The sequence below is a fragment of the Chryseobacterium gotjawalense genome (assembly GCF_030012525.1).
In the GTDB taxonomy this organism is placed as follows: Bacteria; Bacteroidota; Bacteroidia; order Flavobacteriales; family Weeksellaceae; genus Kaistella; species Kaistella gotjawalense.
This window is the reverse complement of sequence record NZ_CP124855.1, coordinates 1,032,436-1,054,020: the sequence shown is the minus strand read 5'-3', so window position 1 is coordinate 1,054,020 and position 21,585 is coordinate 1,032,436. Positions and strand designations below refer to the sequence as shown.

25 protein-coding genes are annotated in these 21,585 nt (G+C 33.8%); 24 read left to right on the top strand and 1 reads right to left on the bottom strand.

Annotated elements, in window-relative coordinates; all coding sequences use genetic code 11:
- Positions 1 to 16: 16 nt before the first annotated feature.
- From QGN23_RS04795 to QGN23_RS04740, 12 genes are all read left to right on the top strand, one after another.
- Positions 17 to 862 carry a GLPGLI family protein gene (locus tag QGN23_RS04795; RefSeq protein WP_282905874.1) on the top strand — a complete coding sequence of 282 codons (846 nt, stop codon included), beginning with the start codon at positions 17 to 19 and terminating at the stop codon, positions 860 to 862.
- Positions 863 to 951: 89 nt separating this feature from the next.
- The gene (locus QGN23_RS04790) at positions 952 to 1,755 is read left to right on the top strand and encodes a GLPGLI family protein (protein ID WP_282905873.1); all 804 of its coding nucleotides are present in this window, start codon (positions 952 to 954) and stop codon (positions 1,753 to 1,755) included.
- Positions 1,756 to 1,988: 233 nt separating this feature from the next.
- A complete protein-coding gene (locus QGN23_RS04785; RefSeq protein WP_282905872.1) occupies positions 1,989 to 3,155 on the top strand; it encodes a carboxypeptidase-like regulatory domain-containing protein in 1,167 nt (388 codons plus the stop codon).
- Positions 3,145 to 3,972 (top strand): GLPGLI family protein, encoded by an 828-nt coding sequence (locus QGN23_RS04780; RefSeq protein WP_282905871.1) that lies wholly within the window; start codon positions 3,145 to 3,147, stop codon positions 3,970 to 3,972. The genes QGN23_RS04785 and QGN23_RS04780 overlap by 11 nt, the downstream gene beginning before the upstream one ends.
- A gap of 21 nt (positions 3,973 to 3,993) precedes the next feature.
- Complete coding sequence (locus QGN23_RS04775) at positions 3,994 to 4,464, top strand: GLPGLI family protein (protein WP_317622319.1); 471 nt, start codon at positions 3,994 to 3,996, stop codon at positions 4,462 to 4,464.
- A gap of 33 nt (positions 4,465 to 4,497) precedes the next feature.
- Positions 4,498 to 4,920 (top strand): hypothetical protein, encoded by a 423-nt coding sequence (locus QGN23_RS04770; protein ID WP_282905870.1) that lies wholly within the window; start codon positions 4,498 to 4,500, stop codon positions 4,918 to 4,920.
- 46 nt (positions 4,921 to 4,966) lie between these two features.
- Positions 4,967 to 5,284, top strand: coding sequence for a hypothetical protein (locus tag QGN23_RS04765; protein ID WP_282905869.1), 318 nt, complete (start codon positions 4,967 to 4,969; stop codon positions 5,282 to 5,284).
- Positions 5,285 to 5,330: 46 nt separating this feature from the next.
- Positions 5,331 to 5,597: a hypothetical protein gene (locus QGN23_RS04760; RefSeq protein WP_282905868.1), complete on the top strand. Its 267-nt coding sequence runs from the start codon at positions 5,331 to 5,333 to the stop codon at positions 5,595 to 5,597.
- A gap of 96 nt (positions 5,598 to 5,693) precedes the next feature.
- Positions 5,694 to 6,557, top strand: coding sequence for a GLPGLI family protein (locus QGN23_RS04755; protein WP_282905867.1), 864 nt, complete (start codon positions 5,694 to 5,696; stop codon positions 6,555 to 6,557).
- A gap of 120 nt (positions 6,558 to 6,677) precedes the next feature.
- On the top strand, positions 6,678 to 7,505 hold the full coding sequence (locus QGN23_RS04750; protein WP_282905866.1) for a GLPGLI family protein: 828 nt from the start codon (positions 6,678 to 6,680) through the stop codon (positions 7,503 to 7,505).
- A gap of 62 nt (positions 7,506 to 7,567) precedes the next feature.
- Positions 7,568 to 8,407, top strand: coding sequence for a GLPGLI family protein (locus tag QGN23_RS04745; RefSeq protein ID WP_282905865.1), 840 nt, complete (start codon positions 7,568 to 7,570; stop codon positions 8,405 to 8,407).
- Between the two features lie 34 nt (positions 8,408 to 8,441).
- Positions 8,442 to 9,272, top strand: coding sequence for a GLPGLI family protein (locus QGN23_RS04740; protein ID WP_282905864.1), 831 nt, complete (start codon positions 8,442 to 8,444; stop codon positions 9,270 to 9,272).
- A gap of 130 nt (positions 9,273 to 9,402) precedes the next feature.
- Here QGN23_RS04740 and prmC read toward each other — a convergent pair whose 3' ends face one another.
- Entirely contained in the window at positions 9,403 to 10,254 is an 852-nt protein-coding gene (prmC, locus tag QGN23_RS04735; RefSeq protein ID WP_282905863.1) for a peptide chain release factor N(5)-glutamine methyltransferase, read from the bottom strand.
- Positions 10,255 to 10,420: 166 nt separating this feature from the next.
- Between prmC and QGN23_RS04730 the strand changes: the two genes are divergently transcribed.
- The 12 genes from QGN23_RS04730 (at position 10,421) to hisH (ending at position 21,466) form a co-directional block, all read left to right on the top strand.
- Entirely contained in the window at positions 10,421 to 10,960 is a 540-nt protein-coding gene (locus QGN23_RS04730; protein WP_282905862.1) for a C40 family peptidase, read from the top strand.
- Positions 10,961 to 10,999: 39 nt separating this feature from the next.
- Positions 11,000 to 11,809, top strand: a complete 810-nt coding sequence (locus QGN23_RS04725; protein WP_133440775.1) for a 2,3,4,5-tetrahydropyridine-2,6-dicarboxylate N-succinyltransferase — start codon at positions 11,000 to 11,002, stop codon at positions 11,807 to 11,809.
- Between the two features lie 20 nt (positions 11,810 to 11,829).
- Positions 11,830 to 12,999 (top strand): glycosyltransferase family 87 protein, encoded by a 1,170-nt coding sequence (locus QGN23_RS04720; protein ID WP_282905861.1) that lies wholly within the window; start codon positions 11,830 to 11,832, stop codon positions 12,997 to 12,999.
- Positions 13,000 to 13,012: 13 nt separating this feature from the next.
- A complete protein-coding gene (locus QGN23_RS04715) occupies positions 13,013 to 13,942 on the top strand; it encodes a glycosyltransferase family 2 protein (protein WP_282905860.1) in 930 nt (309 codons plus the stop codon).
- Positions 13,943 to 13,944: 2 nt separating this feature from the next.
- Positions 13,945 to 14,721, top strand: coding sequence for a polysaccharide deacetylase family protein (locus tag QGN23_RS04710; RefSeq protein WP_282905859.1), 777 nt, complete (start codon positions 13,945 to 13,947; stop codon positions 14,719 to 14,721).
- On the top strand, positions 14,718 to 15,815 hold the full coding sequence (locus tag QGN23_RS04705) for a glycosyltransferase family 4 protein (protein WP_282905858.1): 1,098 nt from the start codon (positions 14,718 to 14,720) through the stop codon (positions 15,813 to 15,815). The genes QGN23_RS04710 and QGN23_RS04705 overlap by 4 nt, the downstream gene beginning before the upstream one ends.
- A 53-nt stretch (positions 15,816 to 15,868) precedes the next feature.
- Positions 15,869 to 16,297 carry a hypothetical protein gene (locus QGN23_RS04700; RefSeq protein WP_282905857.1) on the top strand — a complete coding sequence of 143 codons (429 nt, stop codon included), beginning with the start codon at positions 15,869 to 15,871 and terminating at the stop codon, positions 16,295 to 16,297.
- Between the two features lie 271 nt (positions 16,298 to 16,568).
- Positions 16,569 to 17,426, top strand: coding sequence for an ATP phosphoribosyltransferase (hisG, locus tag QGN23_RS04695; protein WP_282905856.1), 858 nt, complete (start codon positions 16,569 to 16,571; stop codon positions 17,424 to 17,426).
- Between the two features lie 47 nt (positions 17,427 to 17,473).
- Positions 17,474 to 18,769: a histidinol dehydrogenase gene (gene hisD / locus QGN23_RS04690; RefSeq protein ID WP_282905855.1), complete on the top strand. Its 1,296-nt coding sequence runs from the start codon at positions 17,474 to 17,476 to the stop codon at positions 18,767 to 18,769.
- Positions 18,759 to 19,781 (top strand): histidinol-phosphate transaminase, encoded by a 1,023-nt coding sequence (gene hisC, locus QGN23_RS04685; RefSeq protein WP_282905854.1) that lies wholly within the window; start codon positions 18,759 to 18,761, stop codon positions 19,779 to 19,781. The genes hisD and hisC overlap by 11 nt, the downstream gene beginning before the upstream one ends.
- A gap of 3 nt (positions 19,782 to 19,784) precedes the next feature.
- Complete coding sequence (gene hisB, locus QGN23_RS04680; protein WP_282905853.1) at positions 19,785 to 20,879, top strand: bifunctional histidinol-phosphatase/imidazoleglycerol-phosphate dehydratase HisB; 1,095 nt, start codon at positions 19,785 to 19,787, stop codon at positions 20,877 to 20,879.
- A complete protein-coding gene (hisH, locus tag QGN23_RS04675; protein ID WP_282905852.1) occupies positions 20,876 to 21,466 on the top strand; it encodes an imidazole glycerol phosphate synthase subunit HisH in 591 nt (196 codons plus the stop codon). Before hisB ends, hisH begins: the two co-directional genes overlap by 4 nt.
- Positions 21,467 to 21,585: the final 119 nt, after the last annotated feature.

Here is a 21,585-nt window from a genome sequence, read left to right as displayed (position 1 = left end):
ATAAAATATTAAAACTATGAGTGCTATTCTACTGAGGGTTATCCTTTTTTTATTGCATAAAATAATCTTTTTAATGCTGTGCGTTTTCAGTTTAACAGCATTTGCGCAAAACGCCACCATTTCCTACGAGCTTATTTACAAACCCAATCCGGATCAAAAAGACAAAATAAAAAAGCAGCAATATAAGCTCGATATTTTACAGGGCAAATCAGTTTTCCGTACAGAAACGCGCAGAGCATCTGACTCGCTTATCAATAAAACAGGATTTGGTTCGGGATATAATACAGATCCTTATTTTGAGCTCTATCTGACCAAAGAACAGGATCATGCGGTTATTAAAAAGCATTTTGTTTCACCAATGAGTCGTGACAGATTTTTCATTAAAATCGAAGATCAGTTAAAATGGAAAATTTTACCGGAAACTGCAGTAATTGCAAATTTTAATTGCCAAAAAGCGGAAGTGGAGTACGGTGGTAGAAATTGGTCGGCGTGGTTTACTAAAGAAATTGCAGTTTCAGAAGGCCCTTATTATTTTCATGGACTTCCGGGTCTTATTTTGCAAATTCAGGATGAGCGGGAAGATTATATTTTCACAGCCACGGAGATAAAAAACTTAGCGGATCATTCCTTGTATGAAACAGAAAACGGTAAACAGATAACCTGGAATCAATTTAATAAGATATTGCAAAATTATTTTGACAGCCCTTATTCCTTTGCAAAAACGAAAGGGATGAAAGTTGTTCAAGATAACGGAAACGGTGGTACTGTTGAGATTAATTACCGGGAAAGAACAAAAGAAACACAGAAAATGCTGTTGGAAAACAACAATCCCATTGAGTTGAATTATAAAATCGATTATTAGTAAAAAATAATTTCAATCGTATTTTTATGGATTTTAACTTTAGCTGAGCATTTTATAGGTTCTATAAGACCCACTTTATGAATAATTTTATGAAAAAAATACTTTTCGTGCTGCTGTTATCGTCGAAGTTTTTAACAGCACAAAATCTAACATTTGTTTATGAATTAAAATTCAAATCTAATTCTGCCAATGAAAATCTCACGACAGCGATGTATTATTTGGATCGATCAGAAAAGCAATCTGTATTCAGATCGGAGAAGGCAAGACTGTCGGATTCATTAAAAGAGAAAATAGGCTATAAATCTGTAGAAAAAATGACTTATGACCAACTGTACATTGTAAAAAACAAAGAAAATAAGGAAGTCATAAAAAACATTACCACTCCGATGATGAATGACGAATTCTTTTTAACCATCGAAGATCAGCTTGTTTGGGAAGTACTGCCCGAAAAAAGTAAAATGGGCGAGATGGAATGTCAAAAAGCGACTGTGAAATATGGAGGTAGAAATTGGACCGCCTGGTTTGATCCCAAAATACCAGTTCAGGACGGACCCTATATTTTTAATGGATTGCCGGGACTTATTGTGAAAATATCCGATGATAAGGGAGATTATGATTTTAGCCTGGCAGAAATCAAAAATCATAACGGTAATAAAATGTTCAATCTGAGAAAGGGAAAAGAAATAAGTTGGGAAAACTACAACAAATTACAAAAAAATTATTATTCAGATCCGTTTTCTGAAATTAAGAGCAAAGGTGTGAAGTACAAAGTAGCCGACGAAAACGGCAACCCTGTTGACATGAATTTTAAACAGTTAACAGAAAATATTCAAAAGCAGATGAGAGAAAATAATAATCCAATTGAATTAAATCACAAAATAAACTACAAATAAAAACTTCTGAAAATATAGAACTATGCTAAAAATGTGGTATAATTTTCTTGGTTTTTTTCACCAGTTTTAATTTCATAACAGTTATAAATAATACATTGATTTATTAAAGTATAAACGTCAAGATGATTTTTTTTTAATGAAATATGATTTCGAATGAAATAATCACTACTCTTATATAAAATTAAAGCGGAATCCGAAAAGCTAACGAGTAGGTAAAATAATAAAATTAATAAATGAAAGTCTACATTTTAATTCCATTTGTGATTTTTAATTTTTGTAATTCACAAAGCGTAAAATTAAAAATTGTTGATGCTGAAAGCGACCTACCAATATCAAATGCAAGAATTATTCTTTCAAATGAAGTTACTTATAGTAACTCTGATGGTTTCGCATTATTACAAAAGCCGATACAAAATATTTCAATCTCAGCATTCGGTTACAAATCTGAGACAATTTCAAATATAACTACAGAAATTAAGCTTACACCATTATATCAAAGTATTGATGAAGTTCAAATTAAAGCAGTTGACTTTAAAACAATTCTTGAAAATGTTTCTGAAAATTATTCTAAATTATATTTTAATAAAAGTTCGATTTATGACATAGTCTACAAACAAAAAAATATAGAAGACGATAGTATTTATTTTCTTTTAATTGCAGAGGCCAATCTTTGGACTAAATCTAATTTATACAACAGGAAGAAAGCTGATCAAAAAAAATACGATGATTTTATTCAGCTGGAATTAAACAATATTAGATTCTTGAAAATTGCTGATGATAAGAAAGATGAAATGAATAATGCAGATATAAGTGCTTCAAAAGAATTCTTGGGAACGCTTTTTTTCAATTACAGTTTAGAAAAATTTTTAAATTTTTTAAATGGAAAAGGAACCAAATACTCCGGTAATTTGACAAACGAAAATAATGGACTTCAAAACATTTCCTTCAATGCAACTTCCCAATCCGGTATAAAATTATTCGGAAATTTCACCTATAATAAGGTTGATAAAGTGATAACTTATTTTGAATTAAATTATGACCAATCTGTTGTTACTCCGTATAAATTCAAAGATAAAAATAACATTGAGCACGAATTTAAACCCGGAAATGGACAAAATATATTTGAGTTTTACAAGAATGAAGATAAATATATACCTTCATTTTCCAAAACCCAAAGCGATAGTTACATTACAACAGATAATATAAAACATAAAAAGAATTTTTCCAGAGAAATCATTTATCAAAGTTTTTTACCAACGAGGGAACTCGGAGTTAGTAATAAAGTTGATTTCACCAAACAGATTTGGAATAATTTAGTAAATGAAAAACCCAGAGAAGATGTAATTTTATTGACTGTAAAAGAACAAGAATTTTTAAAACAAGATATTAATGAGGAATAAGCTACTTTTTATTTTATTTTTAATCGTAATTTCTTACAACGCTCAAACAAAGAGATTTATTTATGATGTAGAATATAAGAAAGATTCTACGTCAAATGTAAAAACTAAGGAAAATTATCATTTGGATATAAATGGGAAAGCAGTCGATTACTACACCCGAGATTATTTTATTGCTGACTCACTCATTGTAAATAATATTCCTTTTCCAGAAACCTTAAAACTCAAACCCTCCTCAATAGTAACACACATCATTGGGTTTAATAATTTTGAAGAGTATGATTTATTAGAGAACACCATTATAAATTTAAAATCTAAAGACCTTCAATCATGGACGCTCACAAACGAAACGAAAGTAGTTAAAACCTTGAACTTACAAAAAGCTCAAACTTATTGGGGTGGAAGGCATTGGACTGCATGGTTCACCGAGGAAATACCGTTTCAAGTAGGTCCTTATAAATTTCATGGTTTACCTGGTCTAATTGTAGAGTTATTTGATGACAATGGAAATTACAAGTTTGAATTGGTGAATTCTCAAAATCTAAAAAATAACGCCGAGAATCAATATTTAAAAGTAGCAAAGCAAAGAAGTGTGCCGGTAAACTGGGAGAAATATAAAAACACAAAATTAAAATACTATCAATCTCCTATTGATTTTATTAAAAATGCTAAGGGTTCATCACAAAAATCGGAATTTTTTCTAAATGATGGCACAATCGTAAATCCCAATAACTCACGCGAAATAAACAAAACGCTTCGGCAGGCAATTAAAAAATTCAATAATCCTATTAACTTAGATAGTGCAATACAATACGATTAATATTTTTAATATGAAAAAGAAATTAACTTTAAGTGGGAACTCATCAACGAGTTTTCAAATATTTTAGATCACAAAGTTCAAAAAGCAACCACTGAATATGGTGGACGAAAATGGAGTGTCTGGTTTGCAGCAGATATTTCCATTCAAGACGGACCGTATAAGTTTAAAAGTTTACCGGGATTGATTTTAAAAGTTGAGGATGAAAAGCAAAATCATATTTTCGAATTGAAAGGAATTCAAAATAGTGAAACTGCTTTTATTTATCCAGATGTAAAAAATTATAGGGAAGTTAATATCACTTTCCCCCAATATGCAAAAGCATATCAAAATTACAGAAAGAACCCCGCGAGCTTAATTGGAAGGATACCTGATCAAAGAAATGCGGACGGTAAATTTCGAACAGGCACAGAAATCATACGGGAAATAGAGAAAAATCTACTTGAAAGAATCAGCAGAGATAATAATATAATAGAAATTGATTTATTAAAGTAATTGCTGGGGAAAAACCGTCTAAAAACTAACGATATGCAAAAAATTATTATCATTATCTCACTTCTATCCTTTCAATTTGGAATATCGCAAACAGTGAGGAATGAATTTGAGTCTAAACAGCCGCAAGATTTAAATGTTCCACCACCACCAAATATTACATTTCCTGCACAATATCCGACAGGAAATAAGAAATTCATTGAGGAAATAAAAGCTAACATTGATAGGACTGGTTTAGAAACAAACAAAACTTATAAAGCCAAAATAATTTTAAAAATTGAAAACGATGGAGAAGTTCTAAATATTTCAACTTATGGAAGTGATGAAAATTTTAATAACGAATTGAAGAAAACAATTCAGAATATTACACAACAAAAAAAATGGACGGCAGGAAAAAACAAACAAGGAGAAAATGTAATTGATATTGTTGCTTTACCAATAGAAATAAAAAGAAAATAAAGAGAAATGGGCGGGATGATGGAGTGTCAGAAAGCGACTGTGAAATATGGAGGTAGAAATTGGATTGCCTGGTTTGATCCCAAAATACCAGTTCAAGACGGAGCCTATTCATAATGGTAATACAATGTTCAATCTGAGAAAAGGAAAAGAAATAAGTTGGGAGAACTACAACAAGTTACAAAAAGATTATTATTCACATCCGTTTTCTGAAATTAAGAGCAAAGGTATGAAGTACAAAGTAGCCGACGAAAACGGCAACCCTGTTGATATGAATTTAAAACAGTTAACGGAAAATATTCAAAAGCAGATGAGAGAAAATAACAATCCCATTGAGTTAAATTATAAGATAGAATATAAAAAATAAACTATTAAATGAAAATTTAGAATATCGATTTATACTTAAAAAAAACATGAATAAAATACTTATCCCAAGCTTTTTCCTGCTTAATACTTATAATTCACCATTAAAGACAAAAAAGCAATCGATTTTAGGCTTAAAATCTGAAGTAACAAATCATTATATCACCGAAAGTTTTACTGGCACAAATTTCAAACTTAAAGATTTGAAATCGATCGCAAAATATTACACGTCCAAAATATCTCAAAAAGGCTTTTCTTACAAATACGAATTGGTTCAAAATATTTACATTATTAAACCGGAATTTAGTGATAATTAAGAACCATCCTTCACTAAAATGGATGATTTTCAAGATCTTATTCCCGGAAATATACAGTCATTAGTTGATGAAAATATTCTCAAATAAAAACATACAATGCAAAAATCTAGTATCCTTTTTATTTTCTCTATAGTATCCGCTTCGTTATTCTCCCAAAATTACAGAATTGGATATGAGTATTCGTTTAAGATGGATTCTTTGAATAGAAATTTAATTGAAAAAGAGTTGATGAATTTAGATATTACGAGAGAAGGTTCCAATTTTTATAGTAACGAAAAATTTATATATGATTCGCTTATAAATGTTGAGATGAAAAGAGCAGAGTCAATGAAATCACGTAATATGGATATTTCAAACATCCCATTAAACTACAAAATTGACTATTCGGTGACCAAAAAATACCCAAATTTTGAAACAAATCTCCACACCGCGATTAACGGTGATGAATTTTCTGTACTTAATACAGATAAATTAAGTTGGAATATTCTGGCTGATAATAAAGAAATTGAAGGTTTCAAAGCCCAAAAAGCAATGACTGAATTTGGCGGAAGAAAATGGATTGCCTGGTTTACTACAGAGATAGCAATCCAAGACGGGCCTTATAAATTTAATGGTTTACCGGGACTAATTCTAAACATTGAAGATGAAAAAGGAGATCATATATTTAAATTTGTAGGAAGTAAAAAAATCACTATAAATCCAACTGTCAATGGTGACTCAAAAGTCAGGCCAGTGGAAATTTCTGCTAAAAAATTCACCCAGATTTGGAAAGAATATACTAATGATCCTACAAAAAAGATACGTCAAATCTTTTCCCAGAATTCAGAAGCAAAACTACAGATGTTTGATAATACAGGAAGGGAGCTTTCAAAGCAGGAAATCCTAAAAATTAGAGATCAACAAGCTAAAGAAAAACTGAAGAGAAATAATAATTTTTTAGAATTATCACTATATCAGTGAAAAAGGCTCAAATTATTAAGTTTAGATTCAATTAAAAACGAGCATTTATCTAAGTCTAATCTAATCTTCGTGAGATAATATTTTCAATTATCTTTCAGTAAAATTTATATTTTCAATATTATGAAAAAACCTCTTTTACCTTTTCTCTTTTTATTAATTAATTATTCAGTTATTCATAGTCAAATTTTCACATATCAATACCAATTTATACCAGATTCAACTGCAACAGAAAAGAAGGTTTCTCAACTAATGATTTTAAACATTGATAAAGATCGATCGGAGTTTTATAGTTTAGAAAAAATGAAAATTGATTCCACACTTTTAGATAGAAGAATTAAGGGAGACAATGATCCCCGATATTCTCAAAGTGAATATATTACGACGTACAGAATTCTTAAATATCCAAATGTTAAAACACTTGATCATAAGCTTACTTTAGGAGTGTCGCCATTTGTATTAAAAGATAACCGTAAGATTAACTGGAAATTAGAATCAGAATTTGCTGAAATACTCGGGTTTAAAGTCCAAAAGGCAACAACAACTTTCGGAGGTAGAAAATGGATTGCTTATTTCACCAGGGATATTCTTTTTACCGATGGACCCTATAAATTTCGTGGATTACCTGGACTTATTGTAAAAGTTGCAGATGAAAAAGACCAACATGTATTTGAATTAATAGGTGTAAAAAACGCTACTGAAAACTTTGTCTATCCCTCCTCCGTCAGTTTAAAAGATCTACCAGCGATAGACTATAAAATGTTTAAAAGAAAGTTTAAAGAATACCGTGATAATCCAGCAGCAGATTTACTGGGAAGTATTCCCGATCAGCCTGATCGTAATGGAAATATGAAAACAGGAACAGAACTTTGGTTAGAAATTTCAAAGATAGAAAAAGATAAATTAAAGAAAGATAATAATATCTTAGAAATTGATTTATTAAAACATTAATCTTGTGTCTGTTTTAATCAATCGAAACTTCACTAATCGAAAAAGTAATTGTAAAAAGTACAATGACAAACAAACCTATAATTCTATTAATATTTTCCCTAATTTTAATTTCTTCCGCACTTCAGGCTCAACGAGTTAGGTTTTATTACAACTACAAATCCATTCCTGATTCACTGAATAAACAAAATGTTTTGGATGAATTAATGGTTCTGGAACTTGATATAGATAAAAAGGAATCTGTTTTCTTTTCTCAAATCAAATTAAAATCAGATTCAGTAATGGCAGCAAATACAATTAAAGGAAATTGGATGATGCCGAATTCATCTATTAGAACTCAATATGTAATAGAAAAGAAATTAGAACATAAAGAAATTTTTTTCTACACGCGCAATCATACGATAGTTCCAGTTTCTAAGGTTAAGGATCAACGCAAATTTGACTGGAAAATCACCAATGAGAAAGATAGTGTGTTGATCTATTCAGTTCAAAAAGCAACTACGGAGTTTGGCGGTAGAATTTGGAATGCCTGGTTTACAAATGATATCCCTTTTTCTGATGGACCTTACAAATTTTCCGGATTACCAGGTTTAATTCTTAAAATTTCTGATGTCACTAACAGTCACAATTTTGAGCTGTTTGGCCTTGAAAAAATAGAATCTAATGCCTACAAATTATTGGGTCAAAAATCATATCTTCAGGCTATGAATCTGTCCTTCGATTCCTATTTTAAGTCAGTGTTAGCTGATCGAAAAGAACCCGGACTTCTTTTAAAACAAAAAGTTTTTCGAGGAGAAGTTTATTTTAAGGATGAAGAAGATAAACAAAAGTACTTGAGAGATAATGAGGCTCATGCTCAGGAAGAACTTGCAAAAGATAATAATCAGATTGAAATTTTACTCTAACAATTTTCAAATTTCAAAAATTTAATAACTATTTATGTTAAAAACATTTCCTATAAAATTAAAAATAGGCTTATTATTTTTCTTTATGTGTAAGTTTTCTTATGCTCAAGATATTAGAGTTTTTTATAAAATGAGTTATAAAAGTGACTCCACTGCAAGTAAATTGTACGATAAAATTATGATTTTAGATAGCAACAAGGATTATGACTTGTTCCACTCCTATCGAATGTACAAAAGTGATTCTATTACGGAAGTAAGTAATAAAAAATCATTTGAAAGTGGCGATAAATTCATAGATTACGATTTTACTGTTAAAATAGATCGCAATAAAAAGGTGATTGATAAGTTTTATAGAATTCTTTTTGGGAATGTTTTTAAAACAAGTGAGAATATAACAATGCTGAATTGGAAAGTACAATCTGCAACAAAACAAATTGGTAATTTTAACTGCCAAAAAGCTACTTTGAACTATAAGGGACGTGAATGGATCGCTTGGTTTACTACCGATATTTCATTGCAAAAGGGACCCTATGTGTTTCAAGGATTGCCTGGATTAATTATTTATATGGCAGACACCAAGAATAATTTTGAATTTACGTTTGAAAAATTACAAAACAATAAAACAATTTTATTCAATGAAAAAACGGCAACTTTAATTAGCAAATTGCAACTTAATAAACTCTATCTCGATTTTTATTATGACCCATTTAAAGAGGCTAAATTAAGCGATGATGGGATTAGAATTGAAACAAATACGGGTGAAGTAAAGAATCCAGACTTTCGTACTATGACAAACAGGATACAATCAGATATCAAACGTTACAATAATCCCATTGAATTGTCTGAAATTATAAATTTTCCATAATTTATGTTTTTGTATGCGGACAATTATATTAAAAAATTAGTTAATCTCTGCTTTTAAGAATATAATTGTAAAATAATAAACAGCAACGAGAACGCGCTTTCGCCGCTTAGTGAGAATCTGGAACAACCATTCACAAAATTCCCCAAACAAACCTCTCATTCCCCGACAGATCCTTCATCAACTCCACTTCAGACAAAACATCAGTAAAAAGTTCCAGCGTCTCTTTTCCCAATTTTTGGTTGATTTCCAGAAAAACCAAACCATTTTCTGCGAGGTGATTTTTGCAGTCTTCAGCAATTTTTTCATAGAAAATTAAAGCGTTTGAAGTTGGAGAAAATAACGCCATTTTCGGCTCAAACTCTTTTACAGAATCTGCGATTTCATCTTCTTCCTCCATCCCGATATAAGGCGGATTCGAAATAATAACGTCATAAATTTCAGTCAAATTTCCGGTCAGATAATCCTGATGGATAAAATGAATTTCAGCCTGATAAAAATCTGCATTTCTTCTGGCCGTTTTCAAAGCGTTTTCAGAAAAATCAATAGCCGAAACTTCCGCGTTGGGAAAATGTTTCTTTAAAACAACCGGAATAATCCCGGAACCGGTTCCAATATCCAAAATTTTAAATGCTTCCGACTTCCGACTTCCAGCCTTTATCTTCGCAATCGCGAACTCCAGAAGTTCTTCTGTTTCAGGTCTTGGGATGAGAACATGTTCATCTACGAAAAATGTCAGACCGTAAAATTCGGTTTCACCCAAAATCTGCTGATAAGGTTTTCCCGATTTTAATTCATCAATGATCCTTTGAAAGTCTTCTGATTGTTTCTCCTGAACCTCATTATTCATCGCTTTCCTCAGTTCAACCTGATTCAGGTCCATCAGATTTTGCACGAAAATACCGAACAAAACTGAACTTTCAGAATCGCTGTATAGTTCAGAAACCTGTTCTTTAAAATAGATTTTGTATTCCCTTAGAGTCATTGTATGTTTTTCGGAATTTTTAAAATATAAATCCTTTTTTTCAAATGCAAAGATAGACTCTTTAAAAAAAATGAGAAAACGGCTGTCAAAAAGGAAAATGTCTTTTAATTAAAAGAAAGATTTGAATATTTTCACTATTTTTGGGAAAATTTGTGATATTAATAAAATGAAGAAATATTTGATGCTTACTTTTTCCGCATTAGTAATCATTTCCTGCGGTTCTTCCAGGAACGTGGTGGTAAAAAGAGAAATCCCTACAAAGACGGTGAAAAAGGCAGACAATTTGAAAACATTGGAGTCTAATTATTCGGGGAAAAACTCAAATGTTGTTAATGAATTATTGAAAGATGCTCAGAAATATTTGGGCGCGCCCTATAAATATGCAGGGAATACTTCCGCCGGTTTCGATTGCTCGGGATTAGTGACCAAAGTTTTTGATGAAAACAGTTACAAACTTCCCAGAAGATCTGAAGAACAGTCAAACCAGGGAATTTCTATTAAAATCAATGAAGCTAAACCCGGTGATTTAGTCTTTTTTGCAACCTCAGGCGGAAATAGAGTTAACCATGTCGGAATCGTTCACGATATTGGAAATGATGGCGAAGTTAAGTTCATTCATTCCTCCACTTCGAAAGGAGTTATTATTTCTTCACTTAACGAAAAATACTGGAACAATGCTTACCTTTTCGCCAGAAGAGTTTTGTAAATTTGCCCTTATTCAAAAATTAAAAATTCAACAATAAATATGTTACAACAAACGATAGAAAATATTTGGGACAACCGGGAACTGTTACAAAATGATGACAGCAAAGCATCAATCCGTGAAGTAATCCGACAATTAGATTTAGGAGAACTCAGAGTTGCCGAACCTACGGACAATGGCTGGAAAGTGAACGAATGGGTAAAGAAAGCTGTGGTCATGTATTTCCCAATCCAAAAAATGGAAACCATTGAAGTAGGTCCGTTTGAATTTCACGACAAAATGCCTTTGAAAAGAGGCTATGCGGAAAAAGGCGTTCGTGTAGTTCCGCACGCGGTGGCAAGAGAAGGTGCTTATATTGCGCCAGGTGTAATTTTGATGCCATCTTATGTGAATATCGGAGCTTATGTAGATTCAGGAACCATGGTCGATACCTGGGCAACGGTTGGAAGTTGTGCGCAAATCGGAAAAGACGTTCACTTAAGCGGTGGAGTAGGAATTGGTGGGGTTTTAGAACCTTTGCAGGCCGCTCCGGTAATTATCGAAGATAATGTTTTCGTTGGTTCAAGATGTATCGTTGTAGAAGGAGTTCATGTAGAAAGAGAAGCGGTTTTGGGAGCAAATGTTGTTTTAACGGCATCCACAAAAATTATCGATGTAACCGGTGATACGCCAGTAGAAATTAAAGGAAGAGTTCCTGCCCGTTCGGTAGTGATTCCCGGAAGTTATACGAAACAGTTTCCTGCTGGGGAATTTCAGGTTCCATGTGCTTTGATTATTGGTCAGAGAAAAGAATCGACTGACAAAAAAACCTCTCTTAACGATGCTTTAAGAGAAAATAATGTTGCGGTTTAAATTTTATACACTGCTTAAAATTGAAAGATAAATTCTTAAAATTCATATCAAATCCCAAATATATTTTTGGGATTTATTTTCTTGTTTCTGCTTTATCGGCCATGGCGAAATACCGCGGCGGACCGGAAAAGTATAATAATTACATGATTTTCAAAAATGTTTTTACCAATACTTTGGCACAGAAAAACATCTATCTGTTGTATCCGGATGTGCATTTTGATTCCAATCATTACGGTATTTTATTCAGCCTATTAATTGCGCCTTTCGCCATTTTACCCGATTGGTTGGGAATTGTCTTATGGAATATTGCCAATACTTTCGTTTTTGTTTTTGCCATTCATAAGCTGCCGTTCTCTAATCCGAAAAAAGCATTTTTTGCCTGGTTATGTTTGCAGGAATTCATTACTGCGGCGGTGAGTCTTCAGTTTAATATTGCTTTGACCGGTTTATTAATGTTGTCGGCGGTTTATATTTATGAACGGAAAGAAACGCAGTCAGCGATTTCCATTTTAATAGGATTTTTTGTGAAACTCTACGGAATTGCCGGGCTTTCTTCTTTCTTATTTATTAAGAATAAATGGAAATTCATCTTTTCTTTTTTAGGATTCGGTATTTTATTTCTGATCTTGCCAATGTTGATTTCTAGTCCGCATTTTGGGCTTCAGTCTTATGCAGATTGGTTTCATTCATTGTCAGAGAAAAATGCAGCGAATCAGGTTTTAGGAAACAGACAGGACTATTCTCTGATGGGAATTGTGAGACGGATTTCGGGACACGCCGATATTTCCAATCTGGTTTTTCTCCTTCCCGGAATGGCCGTTTTCGCTCTTCCTTATTTACGGATAAAACAATATAAAAATCTTTCGTTTCAGTTGATGATTTTAGCGTCGACCCTTTTGTTCATTGTTCTCTTCAGTTCCAGTTCAGAATCGCCGACTTTTATTATCGCCGTTTCGGGCGTGATGATTTGGTTCATCATGCAAAAAGAAAGATCACCATTAATAATTGGTTTATTAATCTTTGTCATCATCTTAACCTGTTTTTCATTTTCGGATTTATTTCCCCAATTCATTAAGGATAATTATATTATGAAATATTCCTTAAAAGCATTACCTTGTTGCATCGTTTGGTTCCGGATTATTTACGAATTGCTGACCAAAGATTTCGAAAAAGATTATCAATTAGATTAATTAAATTTCAGCCGTGAAGAAGATTTCCATCGTCATTCCCGCTCATAATGAAGAAGAGAATGTTGCTTTGATTCACCAGAGAATCAAAAAAGTTTTCGCTAAAATCGAAAATTACCGTTTTGAAATCATCTTTGTAAATGATGGAAGCCGTGATCAGACTCAAACAAAAATTGAAGATTTATCCCGTGAATTTGAAGAAGTAAAATACATTGAATTTTCCAGAAATTTCGGGCATCAGCCTGCCGTAAAAGCCGGAATGGATCTCTCTACCGGAAACGCTGTAATATCAATGGATGCCGATTTGCAACATCCGCCTGAACTCATTCCCGACATGATAAAAAAATGGGAAGAAGGATTTGATATCATTTACACGATACGAACTTATCCTAAACAAATTTCTGCTTTTAAAAGAAAAACGTCTACGATCTATTATAAGTTTTTATCCGCGATATCCGATGTTAATCTTTCTGAAGGTGGCGGTTCCGACTTTCGGTTAATGGATGCCTCGGTGGTCGGTGTTGTGCGGAATATGAATGAAGCGGATATTTTTCTCCGGGGATTATCGAACTGGATGGGTTTCAGGCGAGCCGGAATTCGTTTTACCGCAGGTGAACGGGCGTTTGGTGAAAGCAGTTATGATCTTAAAAAAATGATGAAGTTTGCCTTTACAGGAATTACAGCGTTCAGTGTTAAACCATTGTATTTGGCGGCGTATCTTGGATTCATTTTCTCAGTTTTTTCTATTTTCGGATACGGAATTTATGTGGTTCATTCTTTTATTACGAAAACTGAAATTTCCGGCTGGGCTTCCTTAATTATGACCGTTGTTTTTTTTGGCGGTTTACAGTTAATCATTATGGGAATCATCGGCATTTATCTGGGCAAAATTTTCAAACAGGTAAAAGAAAGACCGAATTATATCATCCGTTCCAAAAATTTTTAACAATGGTTTTACTCAGTTTTGATATTGAAGAATTTGATATGCCTTTCGAATACAAAGGCGATATTTCCTTTGAGGAGCAGCTTTCAATTTCGAGAAAAGGACTACAGAATATATTGGAACTTCTGAAAAAATACAACGCGAAAGCTACTTTTTTTTCAACGGTTGTTTTTGCGGAAAATAATAAAGATTTAATTGTCCAGCTTTTAGAAGAAGGTCACGAATTGGCTTCTCATACTTGGTTTCATTCAAAATTTGAAATTGAAGATCTGAAAAAATCCCGTGAAAGATTAATGGAACTTTTTAATACCGAAATTACCGGACTTCGAATGCCGAGAATGATGAAAGTGGATGAAAAAGAAGTTGAAAAAGCCGGTTATTCCTACAATTCATCGGTCAACCCAACCTTTCTTCCCGGAAGATACAATAATTTAAAAGTATCGCGAACCTATTTTAAAGAAGGCGACGTTCTACAGATTCCGGCTTCTGTTTCTCCGAATTTCAGGATTCCGTTATTTTGGCTGAGTTTCCATAATTTCCCTTTAAATTTCTATAAAAAACTGGCGAAAGATGTTCTGAAAAAAGACAACTATCTGAATATTTATTTTCATCCTTGGGAGTTTGCAGAAATTAAAGACGGGAAATTTAAACTTCCCGGATTTACAACCAAAAATTCAGGAAAAGAAATGATCGAAAGGTTTGATCAGTTTCTATTTTGGCTAAAAAATTCCGGCTGTCAGTTCGGAACTTTTCAGGAATTTCAAAAAAATATTTCATCATGAAAATTGCTTTTGATGCGAAACGTTTCTTTAATAACAGTTCGGGTTTAGGAAACTATTCCCGCGATTTGGTAAGGATTTTGGCGACCTCTTTTCCTGAAAATGACTATATTCTTTTCAATGAAAATCAGTCTGAGAAAGGAAAGGATATTTTAAATTTACCCAGTGTTTTTTTTGTCGAAACTTCTAAAGGAACGATGTCGCGGCAATTTAAAATGGGAATAGACGCGCAAAAAACAAACGCCGGTATTTTCCACGGCCTTTCCGGTGAACTGCCTTTAAAATGGACGGATCAACCGATTAAAAAAATCGTCACCATTCATGATTTGATTTTCATGAGATATCCGCAGTATTATTCTTTTTTCGACCGGATGATTCATTTCTGGAAATTTAAAAGAGCCTCCGTTCAGGCGGATGTTATTATTGCCATTTCTGAACAGACGAAAAGAGATATTATTAAATTCTTAAAAGTTCCGGAAGAAAAAATCCGAGTTGTTTACCAAGGTTGTCATCACGCTTTCAAGGAAAATCAAAGTGAAGAATTTTTAATTTCAGTTAAGGAAAAATATCTTTTACCGGAAAGATTCATCCTGAATGTTGGAACCATCGAAGAACGTAAAAATTTACTAAATGTGGTGAAAGCGGTTAACGGAACAAAAATTCCTTTGGTCGTCGTCGGTAAGAAAACGAAGTACTTTAAGAAAATAGAAAAGTATATCCTCAAGCATCAATTGAAGAGCCAGATTATCTTTCTGGAAAATGTTTCAATGGATGAGCTTGCGGCAATTTTTAAACTCGCAGATATTTTCGTTTATCCCAGTTTTTTTGAAGGTTTCGGGATTCCTGTGATCGAAGCTCTTTTCTCTGAAACACCGGTTATTACAAGTAATGTAAGTTGTCTTCCGGAAGCTGGAGGAAAAGATTCAGTTTATATTAACCCTCATAATGTTGAAGATATCAAAGCAAAAATTCTGTTTCTCTGGAGTAACGAATCCGAAAGAAAACGTCGGGCAGAAAAAAGTTTGGTATTCGTTCAAAAATTTAATGATGAAAATATCGCGCAGGATTTGATGAGTGTTTACCGGCAGATTCTTTAGGTAACCAAAAGAAATATTCAAAACAGAAATTATTTTACAATCAACAAAACAGGATGAAAAATATTTTACTATTTGCTTTTTTTATAGTGTCCACGTTCCTGTATTCGCAGGATGAGAAACAAAGATTCGAACAAACGCAAACCAAAGAACTGGTTTCCAATGCCGCTTATAACAACGCTCTGAACGAAATGCAGAGCAGTGCGGACAAGAGTACTAAAGAAAAAATAAAACAGGTGGACGAACAGTTCGAACTGAACTTCAGTAAAAAAGCAAAATATGAAACCAGGTTGAAATTATTGCTGCAAAAGAAAACAGACGCGAATGAGAAATTAATGCGGGCTAAATCAGATGCAGAAAAGGAAAAGTTTAAAGAAAAAATATCGGAACTCCATGTTGATATCGATAAGTTAAAGAAGAAATTGGTGGAAAATGAAGTCGAATTAAAAACCCTTCAAAATTTCTATAATAAGTTGAAGAAATAAATTATTATCAAATTTAGTATCTGTTTATCAGGTGTTTATGTTTTTATAAAAAATATATCTTGCACATTCGGAAATTTATCAGCTATATTTGCACAGTTAAAATAACATGAAAAATACAACCGCTTTATTCCATCATTATCATCTCATCTAAAGACGAGTTGATTTAATGTGGTCCAAAGTGGCTAAAATAATAATAAACCGTCTGAGCAAAGACGGTTTTTTTTGTTTAAAAAATTAAGACATTTGTTCAGACCCAATCCCAAAACTGAAGATGAACAAATTAAAGATCGCCATCCAGAAAACCGGACGGTTAAGCGAAAAATCTCTTGAACTATTAAAAGAATGCGGTATTAAAATCCCGGATTTTAAAAGCAAACTCAAAAACTCAGCTACTAATTTTCCGCTGGAAATTCTTTTCCTCCGCGATGATGATATTCCAAAATATGTAGAACAGGGCATCGTCGATATCGGGATCATTGGAGAAAATGAAGTGCTAGAACAAGGCAAAAATGTAGAGGTAGTGAGAAAGCTGGGTTTTGCCAACTGCCGGTTGTCATTGGCTATTCCAAAAGAGCAGGACTATTCTGATCTCAGCTTTTTCAACCAGAAGAAAATCGCGACTTCTTATCCAAACATTGTTAAAAATTATTTCGAAAAAAATAATATTGAGGCAGAAATTGTTGAGATTTCAGGAAGTGTGGAAATTGCGCCAAGTATTGGTTTAGCAGATACGATAGCGGATTTGGTGAGTTCCGGAAGTACACTTTTGCACAATGGTTTGAAAGAAGTGGAGCAGGTTTTAAAGAGTGAAGCCGTTTTGATTTCCAGTCAAAATCTTCCCGAAGATATTTCCGTTATTTTAGAATCTTTCCTGTTCCGAATTCAGGCAGTTATCAATTCTCGGGAAAATAAATATATTTTGCTGAATGCCCCGAACGATGCTATTGATAGAATTATTGAAATTTTACCCGGAATGAAATCTCCAACCGTTTTGCCGCTGGCGGAATCTGGATGGAGCAGTATTCACTCGGTAGTTCGTGAAAATGAATTCTGGAAAATTATCGATGAATTAAAAAAATGTGGAGCCGAAGGAATTCTGGTCATCCCAATCGAAAAAATGGTTTTGTGAAAAATTAGAAAGGAGACGATTAGATATTAGACATTAGATGATTAGATATGAAAAATATTATTAAATATCCAGCGCAGAATACCTGGGAAACTCTTTTACAGAGGCCGGTTCTTGAAAAAACTAATTTGAGAAATACCGTTCAGGAAATTTTCATTGAAGTTAGAAATGAAGGTGATTCAGCATTAAAAAAATTCTCGGAAAAATTCGATCGGGTAAACATCGATAATTTATTGGTTGCGAAAGAGGAAATAGAATTGGCTATCAATCAGGTTTCACCGGAATTAAAAGAGGCGGTTTCTCAGGCAAAGGAGAATATTTACCAATTTCACTTTGCTCAGAAAGAGAAATCCGATGAAATTGAAACCATAGAAGGCGTCGTCTGTTGGCGCGAATCCAGAGGGATTGAAAAAGTGGGGTTGTACATTCCTGGCGGAACGGCGCCGCTTTTTTCTACCGTTTTAATGTTGGCCATTCCGGCTCAGATTGCGGGTTGTAAAGAAATTATTTTGTGTACGCCACCGCAAAACGACGGTTCGGTCAATCCCGCGATTTTGTACACGGCAAATCTGTGTGGAATTTCCAAAATATTTAGAGTTGGCGGTGCCCAGGCGATCGCAGCTTTAACTTTTGGAACAGAAAGTATTTCTAAAGCAGATAAAATTTTCGGTCCAGGAAATCAGTATGTTACGCAGGCGAAACAATTGGCCATGGAATATAATGTGGCAATCGATTTGCCGGCGGGTCCAAGTGAGGTTCTGGTGATTGCCGATCAAACTGCAAATCCGGAATTTTGCGCGGCAGATCTATTGTCACAAGCCGAACACGGCACCGATTCTCAGGTGATTTTTATTGCGACAGATGAAACTGTTTTTAATGAAACTTTAAAGGAAATTAAAAAACAGTTATCCGATCTTCCGCGAAACGAAATCGCAAAATCTGCCTTGGAAAAAAGTTCTTTTATCTTAATGGAAAATCTTGATAAATCCATTGAAATGAGTAACTTTTATGCTCCGGAACATTTAATTTTAGCAGTTGATAATCCCAGAGATTCTGTTTCAAAAATCACCAGTGCAGGTTCTGTTTTCCTCGGAAATTATACGCCGGAATCAGCGGGAGATTACGCCAGCGGAACCAATCACACTTTGCCGACGAACGGTTTTGCCAAGAATTACAGCGGCGTTTCGCTCGACAGTTTTGTCAAGAAAATAACCATCCAGGAAATATCAAAAACCGGGATTCAGAATATTGGAAAAACAATAGAAATCATGGCTGCCGCAGAAGGTTTGATGGCTCACAAAAATGCAGTTTCACTTCGCTTAAAATCTTTAGAAAATGGAATTTAATTTAGAAAAAACAATCAGACCGCATTTGGTGGGAATGAAATCCTATTCAACTTCGCGACCGATTGAAAACAAAGACCAGTATATTTTACTGGATGCCAACGAAAATCCTTTCGGCGATTTCAACCGCTATCCGGATGCTGAAAATGTTCGGTTAAAACAAAAACTGGCCGAAATCAATAAGGTTGAAAGCGAAAATTTATTTTTGGGAAACGGAAGTGATGAACTGATCGATTTGATCATGAGAATATTTTGTGATCCGGGAAAAGATTCGGTAATGGTTTTCAATCCTAGTTTCGTGATGTACGAGATTTATGCAAAAATGAATAATGTGGCAGTTGAAAAACTACAATTGAATTCAGACTTTCAGTTGGATAAAAAGGAGTTTGAAAATGCCATTTCGAAATCAAAGGCTAAAATTTTGTTCCTTTGTTCACCCAATAATCCAACGGGAAATTCGATTGATGATTTAGAATATTTTATTCAAAGTTTTAATGGAATCGTAGTGGTGGACGAGGCTTATATTGAGTTTTCGCCTCGGGAATCAACAGTCAGTTTACTGACTCAATATCCGAATTTAATTGTTTTAAAAACGTTGTCAAAAGCTTATGGAATGGCGGGATTAAGAATAGGAGTTGGGATTTCATCAGTCGAAATTGCGGCGTTTTTAAATAGGTTTAAGCCACCTTATAACATCAGTTCAGAAAGTCAGAGACTTGCCTTGCAACAATTGGAAAATGAACAGCAGCACGCAGAAAATATCCAAACAATTTTGGCTGAGAAAGAAAAATTGAAGAAAGGTTTGGAAGAAAATAAAGAGGTTATTAAAATATATCCGTCAGATGCTAATTTCTTTCTGGTAGAATTTAAAAATGCCGAAAAGGTATATCAAAAATTACTGGAAGCTAATATTTATACGAGTCTTCGCCATCCTAAATTAAAAAACTGTCTTCGGTTGAGCGTAGGCAAACCTGCTGAGAATTTAAAAGTTTTAAACGTATTATCAGAAATTTAAATCATGAAAAAAGTATTATTCATCGACCGCGACGGAACTTTAATTATAGAACCGCCTACGGATTTGCAGGTAGATTCTTTAGAGAAACTGGAATTTTATCCTAAAGTCATTCAGAATTTGGCGAAAATTGTCAACGAACTCGACTATGAATTGGTCATGGTGACCAATCAGGACGGTTTGGGAACGGATTCTTTTCCGCATGAAAATTTCCGAATTCCACAGGAGAAAATGCTGAAAACTTTAGAGAATGAAGGGATTGTTTTTTCTGACCTGTTAATTGACAGCAGTTTTGAAACAGAAAATTCACCGAACAGAAAACCGCGAACCGGCTTACTGCAGAAATACATTTACGGAAATTACGATCTGAAAAACTCTTTCGTCATCGGTGACCGAAAAACGGATATAGAACTGGCAAAAAATTTAGGAACGCAATCTATTTTTATTGGAAAGGAAAATTTGGAAGATGCGGAATTAACTACGGAAAGTTGGGACGAAATCTATCAATATTTAAAGCAGATTCCACGCAAAGCCAAGGTCAGCCGAAAAACAAAGGAAACCGAAATTACGGTGGAATTGAATCTGGATGGAAGCGGAAAGTCGAATATCAAAACCGGTTTGGCATTTTTCGATCACATGTTGGAACAGATCTCCAAACACGGAAATTTTGATTTGGATATTTTGGTCAATGGCGATCTGCAGGTCGATGAACATCACACCATCGAAGATACGGCTTTGGTTTTGGGAACCTGTTTTGAACAGGCTTTGGGATCTAAAAAAGGAATAGAAAGATACGCGTTTGCTTTGCCCATGGATGATTGTTTGGCGCAGGTTGCGCTGGATTTTGGCGGACGAAACTGGCTCGTTTGGAATGTAGATTTTAAAAGAGAGAAAATTGGCGATGTTCCGACGGAATTATTTTACCACTTTTTTAAATCGTTTACCGATACCGGAAAATGCAATCTCAATATTCAGTGTGAAGGCGAAAATGAACACCACAAAATTGAATCGATTTTCAAAGCTTTTGCTAAAGTTTTACGCAATGCGGTGAAGCAGGATCAAAATAATTTCTCCATCCCAAGTACCAAAGGAATATTATGATAGCGATCATTGATTACGGTGCGGGAAATGTAAAATCCGTGGAAAATGCCGTAAGAAAATTGGGTTTTAAAACAATCATTACTTCAGATTTTGAAGAAATCCGAAATGCTGAAAAAGTAATTTTTCCCGGAGTTGGAGAAGCTTCTACAGCGATGAATTATTTGAAAGAGAGAAAATTAGATATCTTAATTCCAACGTTGAAGCAGCCGTTTTTGGGAATCTGCTTGGGACAACAGTTATTGTGTGATTATTCGAAAGAGGGAAATACAAAATGTCTCGGGATTTTTGATTTGAAAGTGAAGGAATTTCCCGCCACAGATATTGTTCCGCACATGGGTTGGAATAATTTGCAGAAGATAAAAGGTGACTTGTTAGAAGGAATTTCCGCAGACGATAATTTCTATTTTGTCCACCGTTATTATTGTGAAGTTGGTGAAAACACCACTTCGGAATGTGATTATATTTTGTCATTTTCTGCGACTCTGCAAAAAGACAATTTCTATGGAACGCAGTTTCACCCGGAAAAATCGGGCGATGTGGGTTCCAAGATCCTTGAAAACTTTTTAAAGCTAAAAGTAATAAACTAAAAAACGTAAACCACAAAGTCACAAAGATTAAAACTAATTTAAACTTTTCAGAAGTTAAACTTTCACTTTGTTTTAGAAAATCTGATGTGAATAATGTGTTTAAAAAAGACCAGAAAAAC